17 protein-coding genes are annotated in these 16,860 nt (G+C 54.3%); 11 read left to right on the top strand and 6 right to left on the bottom strand.

Annotation, left to right across the window (positions count from 1 at the left end; translation table 11 throughout):
* The first annotated feature begins 168 nt into the window (after positions 1-168).
* The 8 genes from hemE to AC27KL_RS06530 all read left to right on the top strand — a co-directional run bounded on the left by hemE (position 169) and on the right by AC27KL_RS06530 (position 9,213).
* On the top strand, positions 169-1,215 hold the full coding sequence (gene hemE, locus AC27KL_RS06495; RefSeq protein WP_339321583.1) for a uroporphyrinogen decarboxylase: 1,047 nt from the start codon (positions 169-171) through the stop codon (positions 1,213-1,215).
* 71 nt (positions 1,216-1,286) lie between these two features.
* Positions 1,287-2,237 (top strand): ferrochelatase, encoded by a 951-nt coding sequence (gene hemH / locus AC27KL_RS06500; protein WP_487169204.1) that lies wholly within the window; start codon positions 1,287-1,289, stop codon positions 2,235-2,237.
* A 147-nt stretch (positions 2,238-2,384) separates the two neighbouring features.
* Positions 2,385-3,875: a CapA family protein gene (locus AC27KL_RS06505; RefSeq protein ID WP_487169205.1), complete on the top strand. Its 1,491-nt coding sequence runs from the start codon at positions 2,385-2,387 to the stop codon at positions 3,873-3,875.
* A gap of 41 nt (positions 3,876-3,916) precedes the next feature.
* A complete protein-coding gene (locus AC27KL_RS06510) occupies positions 3,917-4,645 on the top strand; it encodes a glycerophosphodiester phosphodiesterase (RefSeq protein ID WP_487169206.1) in 729 nt (242 codons plus the stop codon).
* 37 nt (positions 4,646-4,682) lie between these two features.
* Entirely contained in the window at positions 4,683-5,297 is a 615-nt protein-coding gene (locus tag AC27KL_RS06515; RefSeq protein ID WP_339321579.1) for a fumarylacetoacetate hydrolase family protein, read from the top strand.
* A 1-nt stretch (position 5,298) separates the two neighbouring features.
* The gene (locus tag AC27KL_RS06520) at positions 5,299-6,099 is read left to right on the top strand and encodes a DUF92 domain-containing protein (RefSeq protein ID WP_339321578.1); all 801 of its coding nucleotides are present in this window, start codon (positions 5,299-5,301) and stop codon (positions 6,097-6,099) included.
* A 160-nt stretch (positions 6,100-6,259) separates the two neighbouring features.
* Positions 6,260-8,176: an ABC-F family ATP-binding cassette domain-containing protein gene (locus AC27KL_RS06525; protein WP_487169207.1), complete on the top strand. Its 1,917-nt coding sequence runs from the start codon at positions 6,260-6,262 to the stop codon at positions 8,174-8,176.
* Positions 8,177-8,196: 20 nt separating this feature from the next.
* Positions 8,197-9,213: a glycine-rich domain-containing protein gene (locus AC27KL_RS06530; protein ID WP_487169208.1), complete on the top strand. Its 1,017-nt coding sequence runs from the start codon at positions 8,197-8,199 to the stop codon at positions 9,211-9,213.
* A 182-nt stretch (positions 9,214-9,395) separates the two neighbouring features.
* Here the strand turns inward: AC27KL_RS06530 and AC27KL_RS06535 are convergent, their stop codons facing one another.
* The 5 genes from AC27KL_RS06535 to AC27KL_RS06555 form a co-directional block, all read right to left on the bottom strand.
* Positions 9,396-10,433 carry a M42 family metallopeptidase gene (locus AC27KL_RS06535; RefSeq protein ID WP_487169209.1) on the bottom strand — a complete coding sequence of 346 codons (1,038 nt, stop codon included), beginning with the start codon at positions 10,431-10,433 and terminating at the stop codon, positions 9,396-9,398.
* A gap of 42 nt (positions 10,434-10,475) precedes the next feature.
* Entirely contained in the window at positions 10,476-10,805 is a 330-nt protein-coding gene (locus AC27KL_RS06540) for a LapA family protein (protein ID WP_487169210.1), read from the bottom strand.
* 76 nt (positions 10,806-10,881) lie between these two features.
* A complete protein-coding gene (gene pepF / locus AC27KL_RS06545; RefSeq protein WP_487169211.1) occupies positions 10,882-12,672 on the bottom strand; it encodes an oligoendopeptidase F in 1,791 nt (596 codons plus the stop codon).
* A 208-nt stretch (positions 12,673-12,880) separates the two neighbouring features.
* Positions 12,881-13,066: a hypothetical protein gene (locus tag AC27KL_RS06550; RefSeq protein WP_036706663.1), complete on the bottom strand. Its 186-nt coding sequence runs from the start codon at positions 13,064-13,066 to the stop codon at positions 12,881-12,883.
* A gap of 9 nt (positions 13,067-13,075) precedes the next feature.
* Positions 13,076-13,309 carry a hypothetical protein gene (locus AC27KL_RS06555; RefSeq protein ID WP_036706665.1) on the bottom strand — a complete coding sequence of 78 codons (234 nt, stop codon included), beginning with the start codon at positions 13,307-13,309 and terminating at the stop codon, positions 13,076-13,078.
* 163 nt (positions 13,310-13,472) lie between these two features.
* Between AC27KL_RS06555 and AC27KL_RS06560 the strand changes: the two genes are divergently transcribed.
* A complete protein-coding gene (locus tag AC27KL_RS06560) occupies positions 13,473-13,670 on the top strand; it encodes a cold shock domain-containing protein (RefSeq protein WP_036706669.1) in 198 nt (65 codons plus the stop codon).
* 192 nt (positions 13,671-13,862) lie between these two features.
* Here the strand turns inward: AC27KL_RS06560 and AC27KL_RS06565 are convergent, their stop codons facing one another.
* Entirely contained in the window at positions 13,863-14,510 is a 648-nt protein-coding gene (locus AC27KL_RS06565) for a lysoplasmalogenase (protein ID WP_487169212.1), read from the bottom strand.
* Between the two features lie 219 nt (positions 14,511-14,729).
* Between AC27KL_RS06565 and AC27KL_RS06570 the strand changes: the two genes are divergently transcribed.
* A complete protein-coding gene (locus AC27KL_RS06570; protein ID WP_487169425.1) occupies positions 14,730-15,761 on the top strand; it encodes a tetraprenyl-beta-curcumene synthase family protein in 1,032 nt (343 codons plus the stop codon).
* A 19-nt stretch (positions 15,762-15,780) separates the two neighbouring features.
* Positions 15,781-16,749 carry a 6-phosphofructokinase gene (pfkA, locus tag AC27KL_RS06575; RefSeq protein WP_212953271.1) on the top strand — a complete coding sequence of 323 codons (969 nt, stop codon included), beginning with the start codon at positions 15,781-15,783 and terminating at the stop codon, positions 16,747-16,749.
* Positions 16,750-16,860 lie beyond the last annotated feature (111 nt).

Raw genomic sequence — 16,860 nt, forward strand, 5'->3', positions numbered from 1 at the left:
TCAGCATGAAAAACACAGGTTATTCCAGTATAGCATATTTACCCAAAGGACCATGTCACAGTTGTCATACTATTGTCACCCGAACGGAAAGACATCCGGTTGTTACCGACTTTTAAAAAGGGCATAATATAGATTAGAGAAATTCTAAAAAACATTGGAGGCCCCTTCATGACCTACAACGATACGCTCATACGCGCCAGCTACAAGCAGGAAACGGATCATGTTCCTGTCTGGTATATGAGGCAAGCGGGCAGGTACGACCCTGAATACCGCAAAATCAAAGAGAAATATTCGCTGCTTGAAATTTGCCGGCAGCCGGAGCTTGCGGCCGAAATCACGATGATGCCTGTACGGAAGCTTGGCGTGGATGCCGCGATTTTGTATTCGGACATCATGAATCCGGTCGCTTCGCTCGGCGTCGATTTCGATATCGTCAAAAATATCGGTCCCGTGATCGATAACCCGATTCGGAGCAAGGCGGATGTGGAGAAGCTTCGCCCGATCGACGTGGACAAGGACTTATCCCATATCATGGAAACCATTCGCATCCTCGACAAGGAGCTTCAGGTGCCTCTCATCACGTTTGCCGGAGCGCCGTTTACGATTGCGAGCTATCTGATCGAAGGCCGTCCGTCCAAAAGCTATATTTTGACGAAAACGCTGATGTACGGCGAACCTGAAGTGTGGAAGCTGCTGATGGATAAGCTCGGCGATATGGTCATTACATATGTGCGTTCCCATATCGAGAACGGCGGCAAAGCGTTCCAGCTGTTCGACAGCTGGGTCGGAGCGCTTGCCCCGAAGGACTTCCAAACGTATGTCCTGCCTACCATTACCCGTATCTTTGCCGAACTTTCGGATTTGAATGTACCGAAAATATATTTTCCGGGCGTCAGCTCCGGCGAGCTGCTCCCGACGCTGAAAGAGCTTCAGGCGGACGTCATCGGGCTCGACTGGCGGGTATCCATCGCGGAAGGCCGCAAGCGCACGGGCGGCAAATTTGCGGTGCAGGGCAACCTGGATCCTTATATTTTGACGGCTCCTATGGAAACCATTAAACAATATGCCAAGGAATTGATTGATGAAGGGATCCAGGAGCCGGGATATATTTTCAACCTGGGGCACGGCCTGTTCCCGGAGGCATCGCTGGATAAACTGAAGGAATTGACGGATTATATTCATGAGTACTCGGCGGCGGCGTTAAAAAACAAGTAAGATTTCGCATGAAATCATAAAAAAGAGCGTAAACCATCAAGTTCAATATTTAAGTAAGAGGTGACTGCTTCGTGAAAACCAAAATCGGCGTTCTCGTCATGTCCTACGGCACTCCGGAAAGCATGGAAGGCATTGAGGCATACTATACGCATATCCGCCGCGGACATGCGCCATCCCCCGAGCAGCTGGAAGAGCTGTCGGATCGTTACAAAGCCATCGTGGGCGGCGTGTTCCCGCTTCGCGAAAACACGAACAACCAGGTGGAGAACCTGCAGGAAGCGCTGGATACGGACAGCCGTCTGCTCGACGTGGAATACGTCTGCTATCAGGGGCTGAAACACGCGAGTCCGTTCATCGAAGACGGCGTGGAGCAAATGGCCAAAGACGGCATCAAAAAAGCGGTGGGCATCGTGCTGGCCCCGCATTATTCCACGATGAGCGTCGAAAGCTATGTCAAACGCGCCCAGGCCAAAGCGGACGAAGTCGGGGTCCAATTCACTTTCGTCAAAAGCTATCACCTGCATCCGCAGCTGATCGAAGCGTTCAGCCGCCGGGTGAACGCGAAGCTCGACCTGTTCAAGGAAGCGGGAGCCGAACGCGGCGAAGTCCGCGTTTTGTTCAGCGCGCACAGCCTGCCGGAAAGAATTTTGAGCATGGGCGATCCGTATCCGGAGCAGCTGCTCGAGACCTCCCGCGCCATTGCAGAACAGACGGGCATTACGTCCTGGCAGTTTGCATGGCAAAGCGCCGGGCGCACCGCCGAGCCGTGGCTTGGTCCGGACATCCTCGATACGCTGCGGAACCTCAGCAAAGAGCAGGTCAAAAACGTGCTCGTCGCGCCGATCGGATTTGTGTCCGACCATCTCGAAGTGCTTTACGATCTGGATATCGAAGCGCAGGAAGTGGCGAAGGAGCTGGACATGCGCCTCATGCGCATCGACATGCTGAACAGCGATCCGCTGTACATGGAAACGCTGCGCGACGCCATCGTCGAACAGCTTCAACAAGCCGGAATGGCATAAATTGGCCATCGATCAAGGAACCCCCCGCAGACGCGAGGGGTTCTATTTGCTTTGGCGGACCTGATATAATAGTATGGATTCTGGAGGAAATCTACTAAAAATTAGGATTTTCAAAGATTCCAAACTGTTTATATTTAAGGAGGAGCGATGTATCCGCCCAGATCACAGAAGAAACGTTCCGGCTCCAAAAACCGGAAGCTGAAGCAGAGGCGGGTGTGGCTGACCGTCAATGCCTGTCTGCTTATGATGATTGTCATTTTGCTTGCCGTTTATTTTCTTGCCGATTATCGGCAGAGTGCGGCCGGGGTTCCGCCGCAGAAACCTGCGCCCGCCAATACGGAACAACACGAATCCCCGCCCGAGGGTCAGAAGGAGAACGGCACGCCGCCGGATGCAGCGGCCGATGACGGGAAGGACCGTCCTGAAGGGGGGAATTCCGATAAAGCCAAGGACTCGGTAGAGGAACAAGGCGAGCCGGAAACAAAACCGCAGGAAACGAAACCCGAGGAAAGTGAGCGGCCGGAGCAGAAAACGGCGGATAAGCCGCAGGACGAAGGAAAGAAGCAGCCGGCAGGGCAGGCCGAAAAAAATCCTCCCGCCGATGCCGCGGAAAAGAAAACCGGCCCAAAAGACGCCGGCCAAGAGGACTCCGACGCGCCGAAGGGACATAAGATAGTAAAGGATAACGGCAAATCCGTCACGATCCATTTTGTCGGCGACATGATTTTTTCGGGCAAAGTGGAAACGCTGCTTGAGAAAAAAGGCTATTCATACCCGTTTGCTTATTTGGGAGACATGTTCAAAAAAGACGACCTGACGCTCGGAAATCTCGAAACGCCGGTGACGACGGGCGGAGTAGGCGCAAAAAACAAGCAGTTCGTGTTCAAGTCTTCGCCGAAAGCGCTGGAGGCGCTGCGGGCCGCGGGAATGGACGCGGTCAATCTCGGCAACAACCATATCCTCGACCAAGGCGAGGTCGGTTTGCTGGACACGATCAAATATTTGGACCAAAGCGGCATTCAGTACGTCGGTGCCGGCAAAAACGCGGATCGCGCCTACCAGCCGATGTATTTCAATCGCGGCGGCATGACGATTGCCGTGATCGGCGCAAGCCGGGTATATCCGGAAACCAATTGGGCGGCGGGAGCAAACAAGCCCGGCGTAGCCAGCGCATACGATAAGGCGTCGCGCGTCATTGCCTCGATCACCGAAGCCCGCAAAAAAGCCGACCTGGTCATCGTCATGGTGCATTGGGGGATCGAACGCGCCCTCACGCCGAATGACATTCAGAAAAAGCTGGGGCATGATTTCGTCGATGCGGGAGCCGATTTGATCATCGGAGGGCACCCGCATGTTCTGCAAGGGATGGAGCAGTATAAAGGAAAATGGATCGCTTACAGCACGGGGAATTTTATTTTCACGAAATCGAGCACGCCGTCGACATGGAAAACGGCCGTGTTTCAAGCCCGTTGCAAAACATCAGGCTGCAGCATGAAGCTGGTTCCTTACCATGCGGAGCTTGGGCAGCCGGTGCCTATGAACGCGCAGGAGGGCGGCCGCCTGATGAAAGAGCTGCAAAATCTATCGATCGGCGGCGTCAAAATTTCAGCGGACGGAGTCGTCACGCCGGGTTCATGAGCGGACGGCCTTCGGACGCCGACAAGTTTGGGGGGAGAAGGTTGAACAATCTGTGTGTGGCCCACCGCGGTTTTTCCGGCAAAGCGCCCGAAAATACGATGGCGGCTTTTCGGATGGCCTTGGCCGAACCTTATGTTCAGTGGATGGAAATCGATACCCAACTTACGATTGACGGGATTCCCGTGGTCATTCATGATTTCAGCTTGGACCGGACGACGACGGGCACCGGCAAGGTCAAGGATTATACCTGGCAGCAGCTTCTCCGGTTCGACGCCGGAAGCTGGAAAAGCAGGGAATACCATGGGGAGCACATCCCTTCCCTCACCGAGGTGCTTCACCTTTGCTGCGGCCGGGTCCGGCTGAACATCGAGCTGAAAACTTCGGGAAACATGTATCCGGGCTTGGAGCAGGCGGTCATCGAACGCGTCGCTTCATACCATATGGAGCAGGATGTCGTCCTGACGTCGTTTGACGCCGGGGCGCTCCGGAAAGTAAAGGAGATCAACCCGGATATGCAAACGGGACTCATCATCGACGCCAAACCCAAGGATCTCGTGGAACGGCTGCAGTCGCTGGGTTGTTCCTTCCTGTCGATCGGCTACCCGAATTTGGATTCCGAATTGTTTCAAAGACTGAAGTCGGCGGGCATCGAGGTGATGGCCTGGACCGTCGACGATCCGAAGCGAATGAGACGGATTGCCGATATTTCTCCGGAAATTTTGATCTGCACCAACCGGCCTGACGTATGGAAAAAAACGTTTATCCGCTAAGCATCATCCTATTTTAACTGCAAAGGAAGAGATCATGATGATTCGAAACGTATATTGCGTCGGACGAAACTACAAACTCCACGCCGCCGAACTTGGCAACGACGTGCCTGAGGAGCCGATGATTTTTTTGAAACCGTCCCATGCGGTCGTACGCTTGGAAGGGCAAACGCTTGAGCTGCCGCAAAACAAAGGCGAGGTCCATTACGAGGGGGAGCTGGTTCTCCGCGTGAGCCGCGCCTATGAACCGGGCGTAAAGGTGGACGACCTGGTGGACCAAATGGCGCTGGGCATCGACTTTACGCTGCGGGACGTGCAGACGGGGATCAAGAAAAAAGGGCATCCGTGGACGGCGGCCAAAGGCTTCAAAAATTCCGCCCCGGTGTCCGGATTCATCGGATTTCCCGGCGCAGAAGCGGCGGGGAGCGAGGATTTCACGGTACATAAAAACGGCAAGGAAGTGCAGCGCGGAAATATCAAGGAGATGATTTTTCCGTTGCAGGAAATCGTCGATTACATCGGCACGCATTACGGGCTTGGCGAAGGGGATGTCATTTTCACGGGAACTCCCGCGGGCGTAGGCCCCTGCGCTTCCGGAGATGCCTTCGAGCTGTACTGGGGAAACCGGCTTCTCGGAAGCTGCGTGATCGGCTGACATGGTTTGGCTGATCGGCGCGCTTTGCGCCCTCGCCGTCGCCGGGGCAGCTTACCGGAAAAGGTCGCTCACGCTTTCCGGCGCCGCCGCCGCGTTCGTCATGGGCACGATTTATTTTGGAGCGGGCAACCTGCTCTGGTTCGGCATTCTGCTGGTGTTTTTCGTCAGTTCTTCGCTGCTGTCGAAATTCAAGCAAGCCAACAAAGCAGAGCTCGAAAAATCGTATGCCAAAACCGGGACGCGGGACGCGGGCCAGGTTTTCGCCAACGGCGGCGCAGGCATGCTGCTGTGCCTGTTCCATGCGATTTGGCCCCATCCCGGCTGGATTTATGCGTTTATCGGCGTCATGGCGGCCGTCACGGCTGACACCTGGGCGACGGAATGGGGAGGGCTGAGCCGCAGGCCCCCGCGTTCCGTATTAACCGGAAAAATCGTTCCTCCGGGAACGTCGGGCGGCGTGACGCTGATGGGAAGCTCCGCGGCAGCGGCCGGCGGTCTCTTGATCGCGCTGTTCGGGTGGTTGTTCGCCTTGTTGTCCGGAACGGACGTTTTCTGGGGCGGCGTGTGGCTTGCGGGGCTTACAGGCGGACTAGCCGGCGCGTTTGCCGACTCCTTCCTCGGAGCGACCGTACAGGTGATGTACCGATGCCCGGTATGCGGCAAAGACGTCGAGGTGCTTGAGCATTGCGGGCAACCGACCCGCCGGATTCGCGGCTGGAGGTGGATGAACAACGACGCGGTCAATTTCATTTCTTCCTGCATCGGCGGCCTTGCAGCCTGGCTCCTGGCATTGGTTGTCTGATCTGCTCCATCTTTCAAGCGATAAAAAAACCGTCCCTTCCGGACGGTTTTTTTGGTTTCATGTACGGGCGGTGAACGTACCTTTTGTTCCTATCGGACCGGACCGTATGCTAAAATAGCAATATGCTTTTCAATTTCAGAGATAAGTAGGGAAAAACGATATGAACATCATGACCGTTGAACATATATCCAAAAGTTACGGCGAAAAAGTGTTGTTTAAGGATGCCTCGTTTGGCATGGGGGATCAGGATAAAATCGGCATCGTCGGCGTCAACGGAACGGGGAAATCCACGTTTTTGCGCGTCATTGCCGGTTTGGAGCCGCCGGATGAGGGGAGTATCTCCCTCGGAAATCAGGTGAGGGTGCGTTTCCTGGCGCAAAACCCCGACTTTCATCCCGGCAATACGGTCCTGCAGCAGGTGTTTGAAGGGAATGATCCCAAGCTGAAGGTCGTTCGGGATTACACGGAAACGATGGAGCTGCTGGAGCTGAATCCGGCCGATGAGGCGCTGCAGGAGAAGCTGCTGAAGCTGAACCAGCAAATGGACGCGCTGCAAGCATGGCAAATGGAAAGCGAAGCCAAAACGATTTTGTCCAAGCTGGGCATCACCCGTTTTGACGCGGCCATGGGCTCGTTGTCGGGGGGACAGCGCAAACGCGTCGCCTTGGCGCAAGCGTTGATCGAACCGTGCGAGCTGCTCATTTTGGACGAACCGACGAACCACATCGACAACGATTCCGTCGTTTGGCTCGAGCAGTATTTGCAGAAGCGCCGCGGCGCGCTGCTGATGATCACGCACGACCGCTACTTTTTGGACCGGGTGGCCACCGTGATGCTGGAGCTGGATCAAGGCCGGTTGTTCCGCTACGAGGCCAACTATTCCAAATTTCTTGAGCTGAAGGCGGAAAGGGAAGAACGGGAGGAAGCATCGGAGCAAAAAAGGCAAAACCTGCTGCGAAACGAGCTCGCCTGGATTCGGCGCGGAGCCAAAGCAAGAACGACCAAGCAGAAGGCGCGGATCGAGCGTTTTGAAGCGCTGAAGGAGCAGCAAGGGCCGACGCGAAGCGGCACGATCGAAATGTCGGCGGCTTCGGCGCGTTTGGGGCGCAAAATCATCGAATTGGAGCATGTGGGCAAAAATGCAGGCCCCAAGGTTCTGATCCATGATTTGAACTATATCAGCGTGCCGGGCGACCGGATCGGTATCACGGGGCCGAACGGAAGCGGGAAGTCGACGCTGCTCAACCTGATCGCCGGCAGGCTGGAGCCGGACGAGGGGGAGATCATCACGGGTCCTACCGTCAAAATCGGCTATTTCACGCAGGAGCATCAGGACATGGACGGCAGCATGCGCGTCATCGAATACATCAAGGAGGAAGCGGAGGTCATCCGCTCTGATAACGGCAGCAGCATTACGGCGTCCCAGATGCTGGAGCGCTTTTTGTTCCCGCCCGCGATGCAGTGGACCCCGATTTCCAGATTGTCGGGCGGGGAAAAACGCCGCTTGTATTTGCTGCGGGTGTTGATGTCCGCGCCGAACGTGCTTCTTCTGGACGAACCGACAAACGATTTGGACATCCAAACGCTGGCCGTGCTGGAGGATTATTTGGACGATTTTCCGGGCGTCGTGTTTGTCGTATCCCATGACCGGTACTTTTTGGACCGGACGGTGGATAAAATATGGGCTTTTGAGGGCGACGGACGGGTGCGCGTGCATGTCGGCAATTTTACCGAATACAGCGAATGGATGGCTAAAAACGCCGAACCTGCCGCCGCGGAACGCAAGGCGGAGAAGGTTTCCGCGCCGCAGGCGGCCGCGGCCGCACCGCGCGAGAAGCTGAAATTCAGCTATAAGGAGCAGCGCGAATACGAGCAAATCGACGGTCTGATCGAAGCCTGCGAGAATAAACTGGCGGCCATCCAGAGTAAGATGGAGGAGGCCTTCGCCGACTCGGCCCTGCTTCAGGAGCTGCTTTCGCAGCAGCAGGAAACCGAAGCGGAGCTGGAGCACCTGATGGACCGCTGGACGTATCTGAACGAGCTGGCGGAAAAAATCGAAGCAAGCAAAAACGGCTAAATTGCAATAGGCGGTGACGCATGGGGATTTTTCAAAGATGGTTTAAAGGACGGAAAAAAGAACCTCGCCGTTCCCTCGGCAGTTACCCGGGGAGCGCTTTTTCCGATGTTGCTCCCGAGGGAGCGGGATTCCGGCAGCATGAATTCCTTGCGCCGGTCCAAACGCGGTTGGACGAGGTGTTCCTTAAGCATGAAGAATATTGGGCGCATGTAAGGTCGCGGTTTCTCGCCGAACATCCGGATGTTTCGGACGCGATGTATTCCTGGCTGCTCCTCGAGTTCAAACGGTTCTTGGCGATGAATGTTTTTCTCAAAAGCGTCGGCATGTACAGCTCCATGGTCGATGAAATCTGGCATTCCGCCCTGCTTTTTTCCCGCGAATACCAACAGTTTTGCCATGACCTGTTCGGGGAAATGATCCATCACGCGCCCCATACGGGCAAATCCGCGAAACCGGGGGAGGCGGAACGGGCCCAATTCGAGCTGGTGTACTCCGTTTTATTTGAAATCCATACGGAAAACACCATCCTTCTTGGGAGCTTCGGGCGTAAAAAACTGGACCCGGCGTTGGCAAACCATGCTCTGGCGGGGGACCGTGATGTTTTGCTTGAACGTTACTTCAAAAATCATCCGTCGTACGTTTACCACGCGGCCGTGCAAGAGCTTGTAAACCATATCATCCACGTCGTCCAAAACCGGGAGGAGCTGCAAAAACGGATGCCGACATCGCCGTCCTCCCAAGCGAAGGCGGGCCGGCCGTCCGGGCAGAGGAAAAATTCTCAAGCAGCTTCCGGTTTCACCTCCCAACAAACGGATTCATATGCTTATGGCGGCAGCGACGTAAATACGCTCATTATGCTTGATTTGATCGACGGGGACGTCGTCGGCGGCGAGTCTGCTTGCAGCAGCGAATCTTCTTGCGACAGCGATTCGTCCTGCGGCAGCGATTCCTCATGCAGCAGCGACTCCTCGTGCAGTTCGTCGTCCTGCAGCAGTTCATCCTGCAGCTCATCTTCGTGCAGCAGTTCATCCGATTAAAAACTCGTCGGTCCGGCAACATGACGGGAAGACAGATGCCGCGCGTTTCGCGCAAGAAACAAAAGGCTGTTCGATCAAGTGGATCGAACAGCCTTTTTTGTCGATATGAACATGCGTTGAATCCAGGAGAGACCATTCCAGCGTTCCGATGGAAGCCGCCGGGCTTGGCATTCACGCCGAAATTAAGATTGCAAATAGGCCGCCAGCAGTTTGGCCGTATTAAACACGGCCGTTTTGTGCGTGCGTTCCATTGCATGGGAGGCATGCACGCCCGGGCCGATCAGCGCGGCACGGATATTGTTGCCGGCCGACAATGCGGCGGAGGCGTCGGAGCCGTAGTGCGGATACACATCGACGGCATAAGGGATGCCTTCGGCTTTGGCCAGCTCGATCAGCTTGCTCGTCATGTCGTAATCATATGGGCCCGAAGAATCTTTGGCACAAATGGAAACGTCGGTTTCCTTGCAGCTGAGATCGTCGCCGATGCAGCCCATGTCGACGGCGATCATCTCGTCGATGTCGGAAGGGATATAGGCTGCGCCGTGACCGACCTCCTCATAGTTCGAGATCAGCAGCTTCACATTATGCTTCGGCTTCCAGTTTTCGCGCTTCATCGATTCGAGCAGGCCAAACAGCGCGGCCACGCTGGCCTTGTCGTCGATGTGGCGGGATTTGACGAACCCGCTTTCGGTGATGACCGCGCGGGAATCGAAAGAAACGAAGTCGCCGACGCCGATGCCCAGCTTCAGAACATCCTCTTTGGATTCGACGAGCTCGTCGATGCGGACTTCCATGTTTTCTTCCTCGCGTTTGAAGTCGCGGGCATCGTCGTAGACATGCACGGAAGGATGCGTGCTCAAAATCGTGCCCGTATACGTTTTGCCGCTGCGCGTATGGATGACGCAATATTCGTTTTCAATGCTTTGCAGCATAAAGCCGCCGACGCGGGTCAGGCGGAGCCGGCCGTCGGATTTGACGGCGCGGACCATGGCCCCGAGCGTGTCCACGTGCGCGCTGAGCCCGACCGTGCGGGAGGGGTCCTCGCCCTCCACTTCAAGAATAGCGCCGCCCTTTTGGTTCCAGGACAGCTTGACGCCGAGGGAGGCCGCTTCCTGCTCCACGAGCTTCAAGACCTGGGCGGTAAAGCCGGTGGGGCTTGGCGTGTCCAGCAGTTTTTTCAAAAGCGTTAATATGTATTCTTCGTTCGGTTGGATTGACATGCAGATGTCCTCCTTATTTCATGGATGAAGATGATGGGTTCCCTACGTAGGCAGTTCGCCTTCGTTTTTTTCTTTGCCGCCGGATTGGATTTCTTCCGGGGAAGGGGGCGTATATCCGGTTTCGTTTTGAATATGCGTCAGCTGGGCGGTCAAAAGCTTGATTTCCTTTTGCAGCTTGTACTGCCTGAAGATGCCGTAAGAGCCGACGATGATGCCGCCGATCAGCGTGCAGCCGACGATGAGCAGGATGAGCGGGATGTCGACTTCGCTGAACATAAAATTGACCCGGACCGGATCCACGTTAATGACGGCAAACACCGCCGTAATCAGCGCAAACACCAATCCGGCAATCAGCGACCATTGGATTTTCATGCGAAAGATACCTCCTTCTTAAAGACAGTATAAAATCCCTTGACCTGCAAGGACAAGGGATTTTATGCCGGATGCGTTATTTCGTCATTTGCTCCAACTGCTCGATGACATTTTCAAAGACGCTCATCGCTTCGCGGATCGGCTGCGGCGAAGACATGTCGACGCCGGCTTTTTTCAGGATGTTGATCGAAAAGTCGCTGCCGCCGCTTTTCAGGAAGCCGAGGTAGCGGTCCACCGCGGGCTGGCCTTCCTCCAAAATTTGCTTGGAGAAGCTAGTCGCCGCCGAGAATCCGGTCGCGTATTTGTATACATAGAAGCTGTTGTAGAAATGCGGAATGCGGGCCCATTCCATTTCGATGTCCTTGTCGACGACCATGCCTTTGCCGTGGTATTTCACGTTCAGGTCGTAATAAATTTCCGACAGCGCCTGCGGCGTCAACGCTTCGCCCGATTCGGCGCGCTCATGGATGAGCTTCTCGAATTCGGCGAACATCGTTTGACGGAACACCGTCGTGCGGAACTGGTCGGCATAGTAGGTCAGCAGGTACATCTTTTCCTTCGGATCGGTCGATTTTTTGAGCAGGTAATCCATCAGGAGCGCTTCGTTGGTCGTCGAGGCCACTTCGGCCAGGAAAATGGTGTACTGCGCGTCGCGGTACGGCAGCGCGTTGTCCGAATAATAGGAATGCAGCGCATGGCCCATTTCGTGCGCGAGCGTGAACATGCTGTTCAAGTTGTCCTTATGGTTCAGAAGCACGTACGGATGGGTGCCGTAAGCTCCCCAGCTGTATGCTCCGGTGCGTTTGTTTTCGTTCTCGTATACGTCGATCCATTTGTTGTCGAAACCTTCCTGCAGCGATGCCAAATAATCGTCGCCCAGCGGTTTGAGGCCTTCCTTGACGGTCTTTTTCGCTTCGTCGTACGTGATGTCCATTTTGTATTCGTCCACGAGCGGAGCGAACAGATCGTACATATGGAGCTCGTCGACGCCGAGCAGCTTTTTGCGCAGGTCCATGTATCTGTGGAGCAGCGGCAGGCTTTCATGGATCGTGTCGATCAGGTTCGTGTACACTTCCTTCGGAATGTTGTCGCCGTAAAGGGACATTTCCAGAACGGAAGGGTATTTGCGCACGTTCGCGTAAAAGATGTTTTTGTTGACGTTGGCGTTCAGCGTAGCGGCGATGGTATTTTTTTGCTTGGCGTAGGTATCGTACACCGCTTTGAATGCCCGCTCGCGCACCTCGCGGTTCGGGTTCTCCAGGAACTGGATGTAGTTGCCGTGGGTCAGCTCGACTTCCTTGCCTTCTTCGTTTTTGATCTTCGGAAACTTCAGGTCCGCGTTGTTAAGCATGCCGAAAATCGTTTGCGGAGCCTGCGACAGGTTGCCGACCTGGGCGAGCAGCGCTTCTTCCGTTTTGGAAAGCACGTGGGCTTTTTCGCGCTTCATTTCGGTCAGGGTGAATTTGTAAGGCGCGAGTACGGGATCGGCGATAAACGCGTCCAGCTTTTCGTCCGGCAAGGACAAAATTTCCGGCGTAACAAAAGAAAGGGCTTCGCCGACCTGCACGTTCAATTTTTTCGCTTTCTGGGATAATGCCTGGTATGTAGGGTTTGCTGTATCTTCGTCATGGTGCAGGTGAGCGTATACGTAAAGGCGTTCGGTTTTGAGGGAAATGTCGTCCTCAAGCGCAAAATAGTCCTTGACCGCGTTCGCGTTGTCGAGCTTGCCTTGGAATTCGGCGATCTTTTTCAGCTCCTGCTGCAGTTCGGCATAAGTTTGGTCCCAGGCTTTTTGGCCGTCGAACAAATCCTCCACATTCCATTTATGTTCTTCGGCTACCTCGGAACGCTTCAATAATTTTTCCATGGGAATCCTCCTTAAATGTTGGGATGAAAAAGCATGGGTTCCATTTGACGAAACCGCTGGAGGAAAGCAGGAAGCCGCCCCCACGACAAAGGTGAGCAGCGCGGCGATCCTGATCGTCTTGTTGAAGTTCACTACCAGGGGACCTCCTTATAAAGGAAAGATGTCCCTTAGTATGAACTTTTCCCCGCGATAATATGAAACCTTTCCTTCAAGGGCTGGAACCCATGGTAAACAGATTGTATACAATAAGGATAAAGGCAATCAGGATCATGACGGCCGCAGTGCCTGCCATGCCCCGTTTCAGCCTTGGCGGGACCGAGTTTTTCATCAGGATGAGCACGGCTCCCAGGCAAAAGGCCGAGATGATGTAAATAAGGGTGCTGTTGTATTCCATTTTAAGGGCTTAGACTCCTTTAAAGGCGGCCATGATGGAGCGCCATTCTTCCATGTTGTCTTCGTACTCCTCTTTGGGGAACCGGGATTCGGCCCACTGCATGAGAGCCGGGCGGCTCATGAAGGTGTGGGTTTCCTCGCCCCATTGATCGGAAATCTCCCGAAGCACGATGTAGCGGCCCTGCACTTCGACGGTCATCATGTTCCATTTGTCTTTTTTGTATATTTCGTGTTTTTTGATCATATGCATTCTCCGTTTGCTCTTTTGGTAAAATGATACCTTAGAGGAAGCTACAAAAGCAAATGAAAAAGTGCAATTTCGCAAAAGATCGATTGCATTGTCAAGAAGCATGAAGTATAATGTACTTATTCGCCACATATGGCGGTATTTTTAGGAGGTTGTTCATTTGAAAGGTACAGTTAAATGGTTTAACGCAGAAAAAGGCTATGGCTTTATTCAAGTTGAAGGCGGCGAAGACGTATTCGTGCATTTCTCCGCAATTCAAGGCGAAGGCTTCAAAACTTTGGACGAAGGTCAAGAAGTTGAATTCGAAATCACTGAAGGCAACCGTGGCCCTCAAGCTGCAAACGTAACTAAATTATAAGATCAACTCCGTTTTATGGATTTCTGTGAATTATGATTTTCGGCATCGGCTGAAATGTCGTAATCGCATGAAAAACTTCGGAAGTAGCGTCGAACCGACGTTTTCTTATAGCTTTGGTTAAAAAAAAGCCTATAAAGCACAGTTCTCGAAAGAGAGCTGTGCTTTTTTTGGTTCGGCTTAGGGAGGATCCGGCTATTGAATCGTGACGCCCCGTTTGTCGTTCGCTGCTCCGGATTGATGCCGTATGCTGCCGGCAAGCAAAAATTGCGCGGCATAGTAGGTTCCCATAATCAACACGTCCGAATAAGCGATATCCGAAACGAACATGTTCCAGGAGAGGATCGAGTCGCTCGCGATAAACAGCAGCGCCCCCGTCCCGCATCGCCAGCTTCCCGTCATGACGGCGAAGAACCCCATGAGCATGATGACGGCCACATATAAAAAGACCGGAACGACCAGGTCTCCATGTCCGCCGGAGGTCAAGCCGCCATGCAGCTTCCAGCCCACAAACGCGGCATAACCGGCAAGCGGAAGCGCGAAGCTCAAACGAAGAGGTGAATATGTCCATCGTCCTAAAAAAGCGGACAGGTAGAACAGATGCCCGATCAGAAAAGCCGAAAGTCCGACGACGAAAAAACGGAGCAAACCGTCTCCCAGCATGCAAAAGAAAAGGCCGGCTGCGGTCAGGCAGGCGTATTTCCTGTCGGAGCGGGGGAACTGCAGGCAAGCGTATACGATAATGAGTGCCATGGGAATCAGCTTGAACAGCAGTCCGTGCAGCAAAAAAACATAGAGCAGCCCCGCCAGCAGGATCAGAAGCGGGAGCGATTTTTTGGCCAAGCGGCATACCTCCCTCGCAAAAACGGATTCGTTTGAAATATAAGCGTTTTCATTGAAAATAAACGCGTTAAACGTGATCTAGTTTATTTGTACTATTTTAAGGTCCATATTATAATAAGAAACATTAGGATTGACACAAGTAGACAACAATGTGGAGGCACCGTCTTGAATGAAAATAGGCAAAGTCAATATCAAGTTCCCCGGAACCCTATAAGCTTGATGGGACGAGTGTATAAGCATATTCTGCCTGAAGTGCGGAAAGAGCTGAACGGATGGCGGAGTCTGGCGAAAAAAATACCTGACCCGGAACTGCGGAAACAAGCGCTTGCCAGCATCGAGACCAAACAATTTCATTGCGAGGGCGGAGGCATTTATGCCGCGGTCCCGCTGCCGGACAGGCTGATTCTAACGAAGCTTATCGTCGCCTACCAGACGATCAGCGACTATCTGGATAATCTATGCGACCGCAGCACCTCCATGGATCCCGAGGATTTTAGGCTTCTCCACCGGTCCATGCTGGATGCTACCGATCCGGAGGCAGAGCCGGTGAATTATTACGCGCTGCGCCTGGAGCAAAACGACGGCGGTTATTTGCGCAGCCTGGTCACGACATGCCAGGACTGCATCCGCCAGCTCCCCGGCTACGCGTCCGCCATGCCCTATGTCCAGGATCTGGCCGGCTTGTATACCGACCTACAGGTCTACAAGCATATCCGGCCCGAACTAAGGGAGCAGGCATTGCTGGAGTGGTGGGAGCAGCACCGTGAACGAACCCCCCATCTTCAGTGGAACGAATTCGCCGCGGCTACGGGGTCGACGCTGGGCGTATTCATGCTTTTTCTTGCCGCAAGTGACCGGCACTTGAGCGATGCGGCTGCGGCCTCCATTCATGCGTCATACTTTCCACATGTTTGCTGTCTGCACATTATGCTGGATTACCTGATTGATCAGGAAGAGGATCGGCTTGGCGGAGACTTGAACTTTTGCAATTATTATGAATCTCCCGAAACCATGCTGGACCGGATCGCCTTGATCGTCGGATGGGCGCGAAAGGATGTTCAGGCCATTCCCGTTCCGCCGTTTCACCGGATGATTATCGAGGGATTGTTGGCCATCTATTTGTCCGATCCGAAAGTCAGCGAGCAGCAGGAAGTTCGCTCCGTGTCCAAGCGCTTGATGAAGGGAAGCCCGCTGACCCGGCTCTTTTTCTTCGTCAACAGCCGCTGGATCCGCAAACATTTGTATGAGTGATTACGAGGAGGAATTTTTCATGACAGTGAAAAAGATTGCAGTTCTAACCAGTGGCGGGGACTCCCAAGGGATGAACGCGGCCGTTCGTGCGGTTGTCCGCAGCGGGCTTTATTTTGGGCTTGAAGTGTACGGCATTCAACGCGGCTACCAGGGATTGCTGAACGACGACATTTTTTCGATGGATCTGCGCAGCGTAGGCGACATCATCCACCGCGGCGGAACCATCCTGCAATCTGCGCGCTGCAAAGAATTCATGACGCCCGAAGGGCAGCAAAAGGGTGCCGAAATCCTGAGAAAACGCGGCATCGACGGCCTGGTCGTCATCGGCGGGGACGGTTCTTACCACGGAGCCAACAAGCTGAGCAAGCTGGGCATCAAAACGATGGCCCTGCCCGGCACGATCGACAACGACATTTCTTTCACGGATTATACGATCGGCTTTGACACCGCGGTAAGCATCGTCGTGGACGCCGTGAACAAACTCCGCGACACGATGTCTTCCCACGAGCGTTCCTCGATCGTCGAGGTCATGGGCAGACATTGCGGGGATATCGCCCTTTATGCGGGCCTGGCTTCGGGCGCGGAAACGATTCTCGTGCCGGAAGTTCCGCATGACATGGACGAAATTACCGCACGGATGGAGCAAAGCTTTGCGCTTGGCAAACGCCACAGCATCGTGATCGTGGCGGAAGGGGTCGGAAGCGGCGAAGACGTGGCGAAGGCGCTCACCGACCGCTGCCCGACGCTCGAACCGCGCGTGACGTGCCTCGGCCATATCCAGCGCGGGGGAACGCCGACGCCAGCCGACCGGAACCTGGCCAGCCGCCTTGGCGATTTTGCCGTGCGCAAGCTGATCGAAGGCGAATCCGGCAAAGCCTGCGGCATCATCAAAGGCGAACTTGTTCTGACGGACATCGACAAAGTCGTCAACACCAAAAAAGAATTCAACATGGAGCTTTACGAGCTGGCATCCCGTCTTTCGCAATAATGACGGGGGTTGGCGGCAAAACCAAAAAGCCGTCCCGCAGGTCAATCGACCCGGGACGGCTTTTTGGTTTGTTTGATCGCTGCCCATGGGTAGAGGGGGCGTTTGAATCCG

This window comes from Paenibacillus sp. YAE3 (assembly GCF_057546105.1).

What these genes read in the sequence shown, in the direction of transcription:
- AC27KL_RS06570 (WP_487169425.1), top strand. Translation starts at nt 14,730, where the DNA reads ATGGGACGAGTGTATAAGCATATTCTGCCTGAAGTGCGGAAAGAGCTG.
- AC27KL_RS06520 (WP_339321578.1), top strand. Translation starts at nt 5,299, where the DNA reads ATGGTTTGGCTGATCGGCGCGCTTTGCGCCCTCGCCGTCGCCGGGGCA.
- AC27KL_RS06540 (WP_487169210.1), bottom strand. Translation starts at nt 10,805, where the DNA reads ATGAAAATCCAATGGTCGCTGATTGCCGGATTGGTGTTTGCGCTGATT.
- AC27KL_RS06555 (WP_036706665.1), bottom strand. Translation starts at nt 13,309, where the DNA reads ATGATCAAAAAACACGAAATATACAAAAAAGACAAATGGAACATGATG.
- hemE (WP_339321583.1), top strand. Translation starts at nt 169, where the DNA reads ATGACCTACAACGATACGCTCATACGCGCCAGCTACAAGCAGGAAACG.
- AC27KL_RS06505 (WP_487169205.1), top strand. Translation starts at nt 2,385, where the DNA reads ATGTATCCGCCCAGATCACAGAAGAAACGTTCCGGCTCCAAAAACCGG.
- pfkA (WP_212953271.1), top strand. Translation starts at nt 15,781, where the DNA reads ATGACAGTGAAAAAGATTGCAGTTCTAACCAGTGGCGGGGACTCCCAA.
- pepF (WP_487169211.1), bottom strand. Translation starts at nt 12,672, where the DNA reads ATGGAAAAATTATTGAAGCGTTCCGAGGTAGCCGAAGAACATAAATGG.
- AC27KL_RS06525 (WP_487169207.1), top strand. Translation starts at nt 6,260, where the DNA reads ATGAACATCATGACCGTTGAACATATATCCAAAAGTTACGGCGAAAAA.
- AC27KL_RS06530 (WP_487169208.1), top strand. Translation starts at nt 8,197, where the DNA reads ATGGGGATTTTTCAAAGATGGTTTAAAGGACGGAAAAAAGAACCTCGC.
- AC27KL_RS06550 (WP_036706663.1), bottom strand. Translation starts at nt 13,066, where the DNA reads ATGGAATACAACAGCACCCTTATTTACATCATCTCGGCCTTTTGCCTG.
- AC27KL_RS06515 (WP_339321579.1), top strand. Translation starts at nt 4,683, where the DNA reads ATGATTCGAAACGTATATTGCGTCGGACGAAACTACAAACTCCACGCC.
- AC27KL_RS06535 (WP_487169209.1), bottom strand. Translation starts at nt 10,433, where the DNA reads ATGTCAATCCAACCGAACGAAGAATACATATTAACGCTTTTGAAAAAA.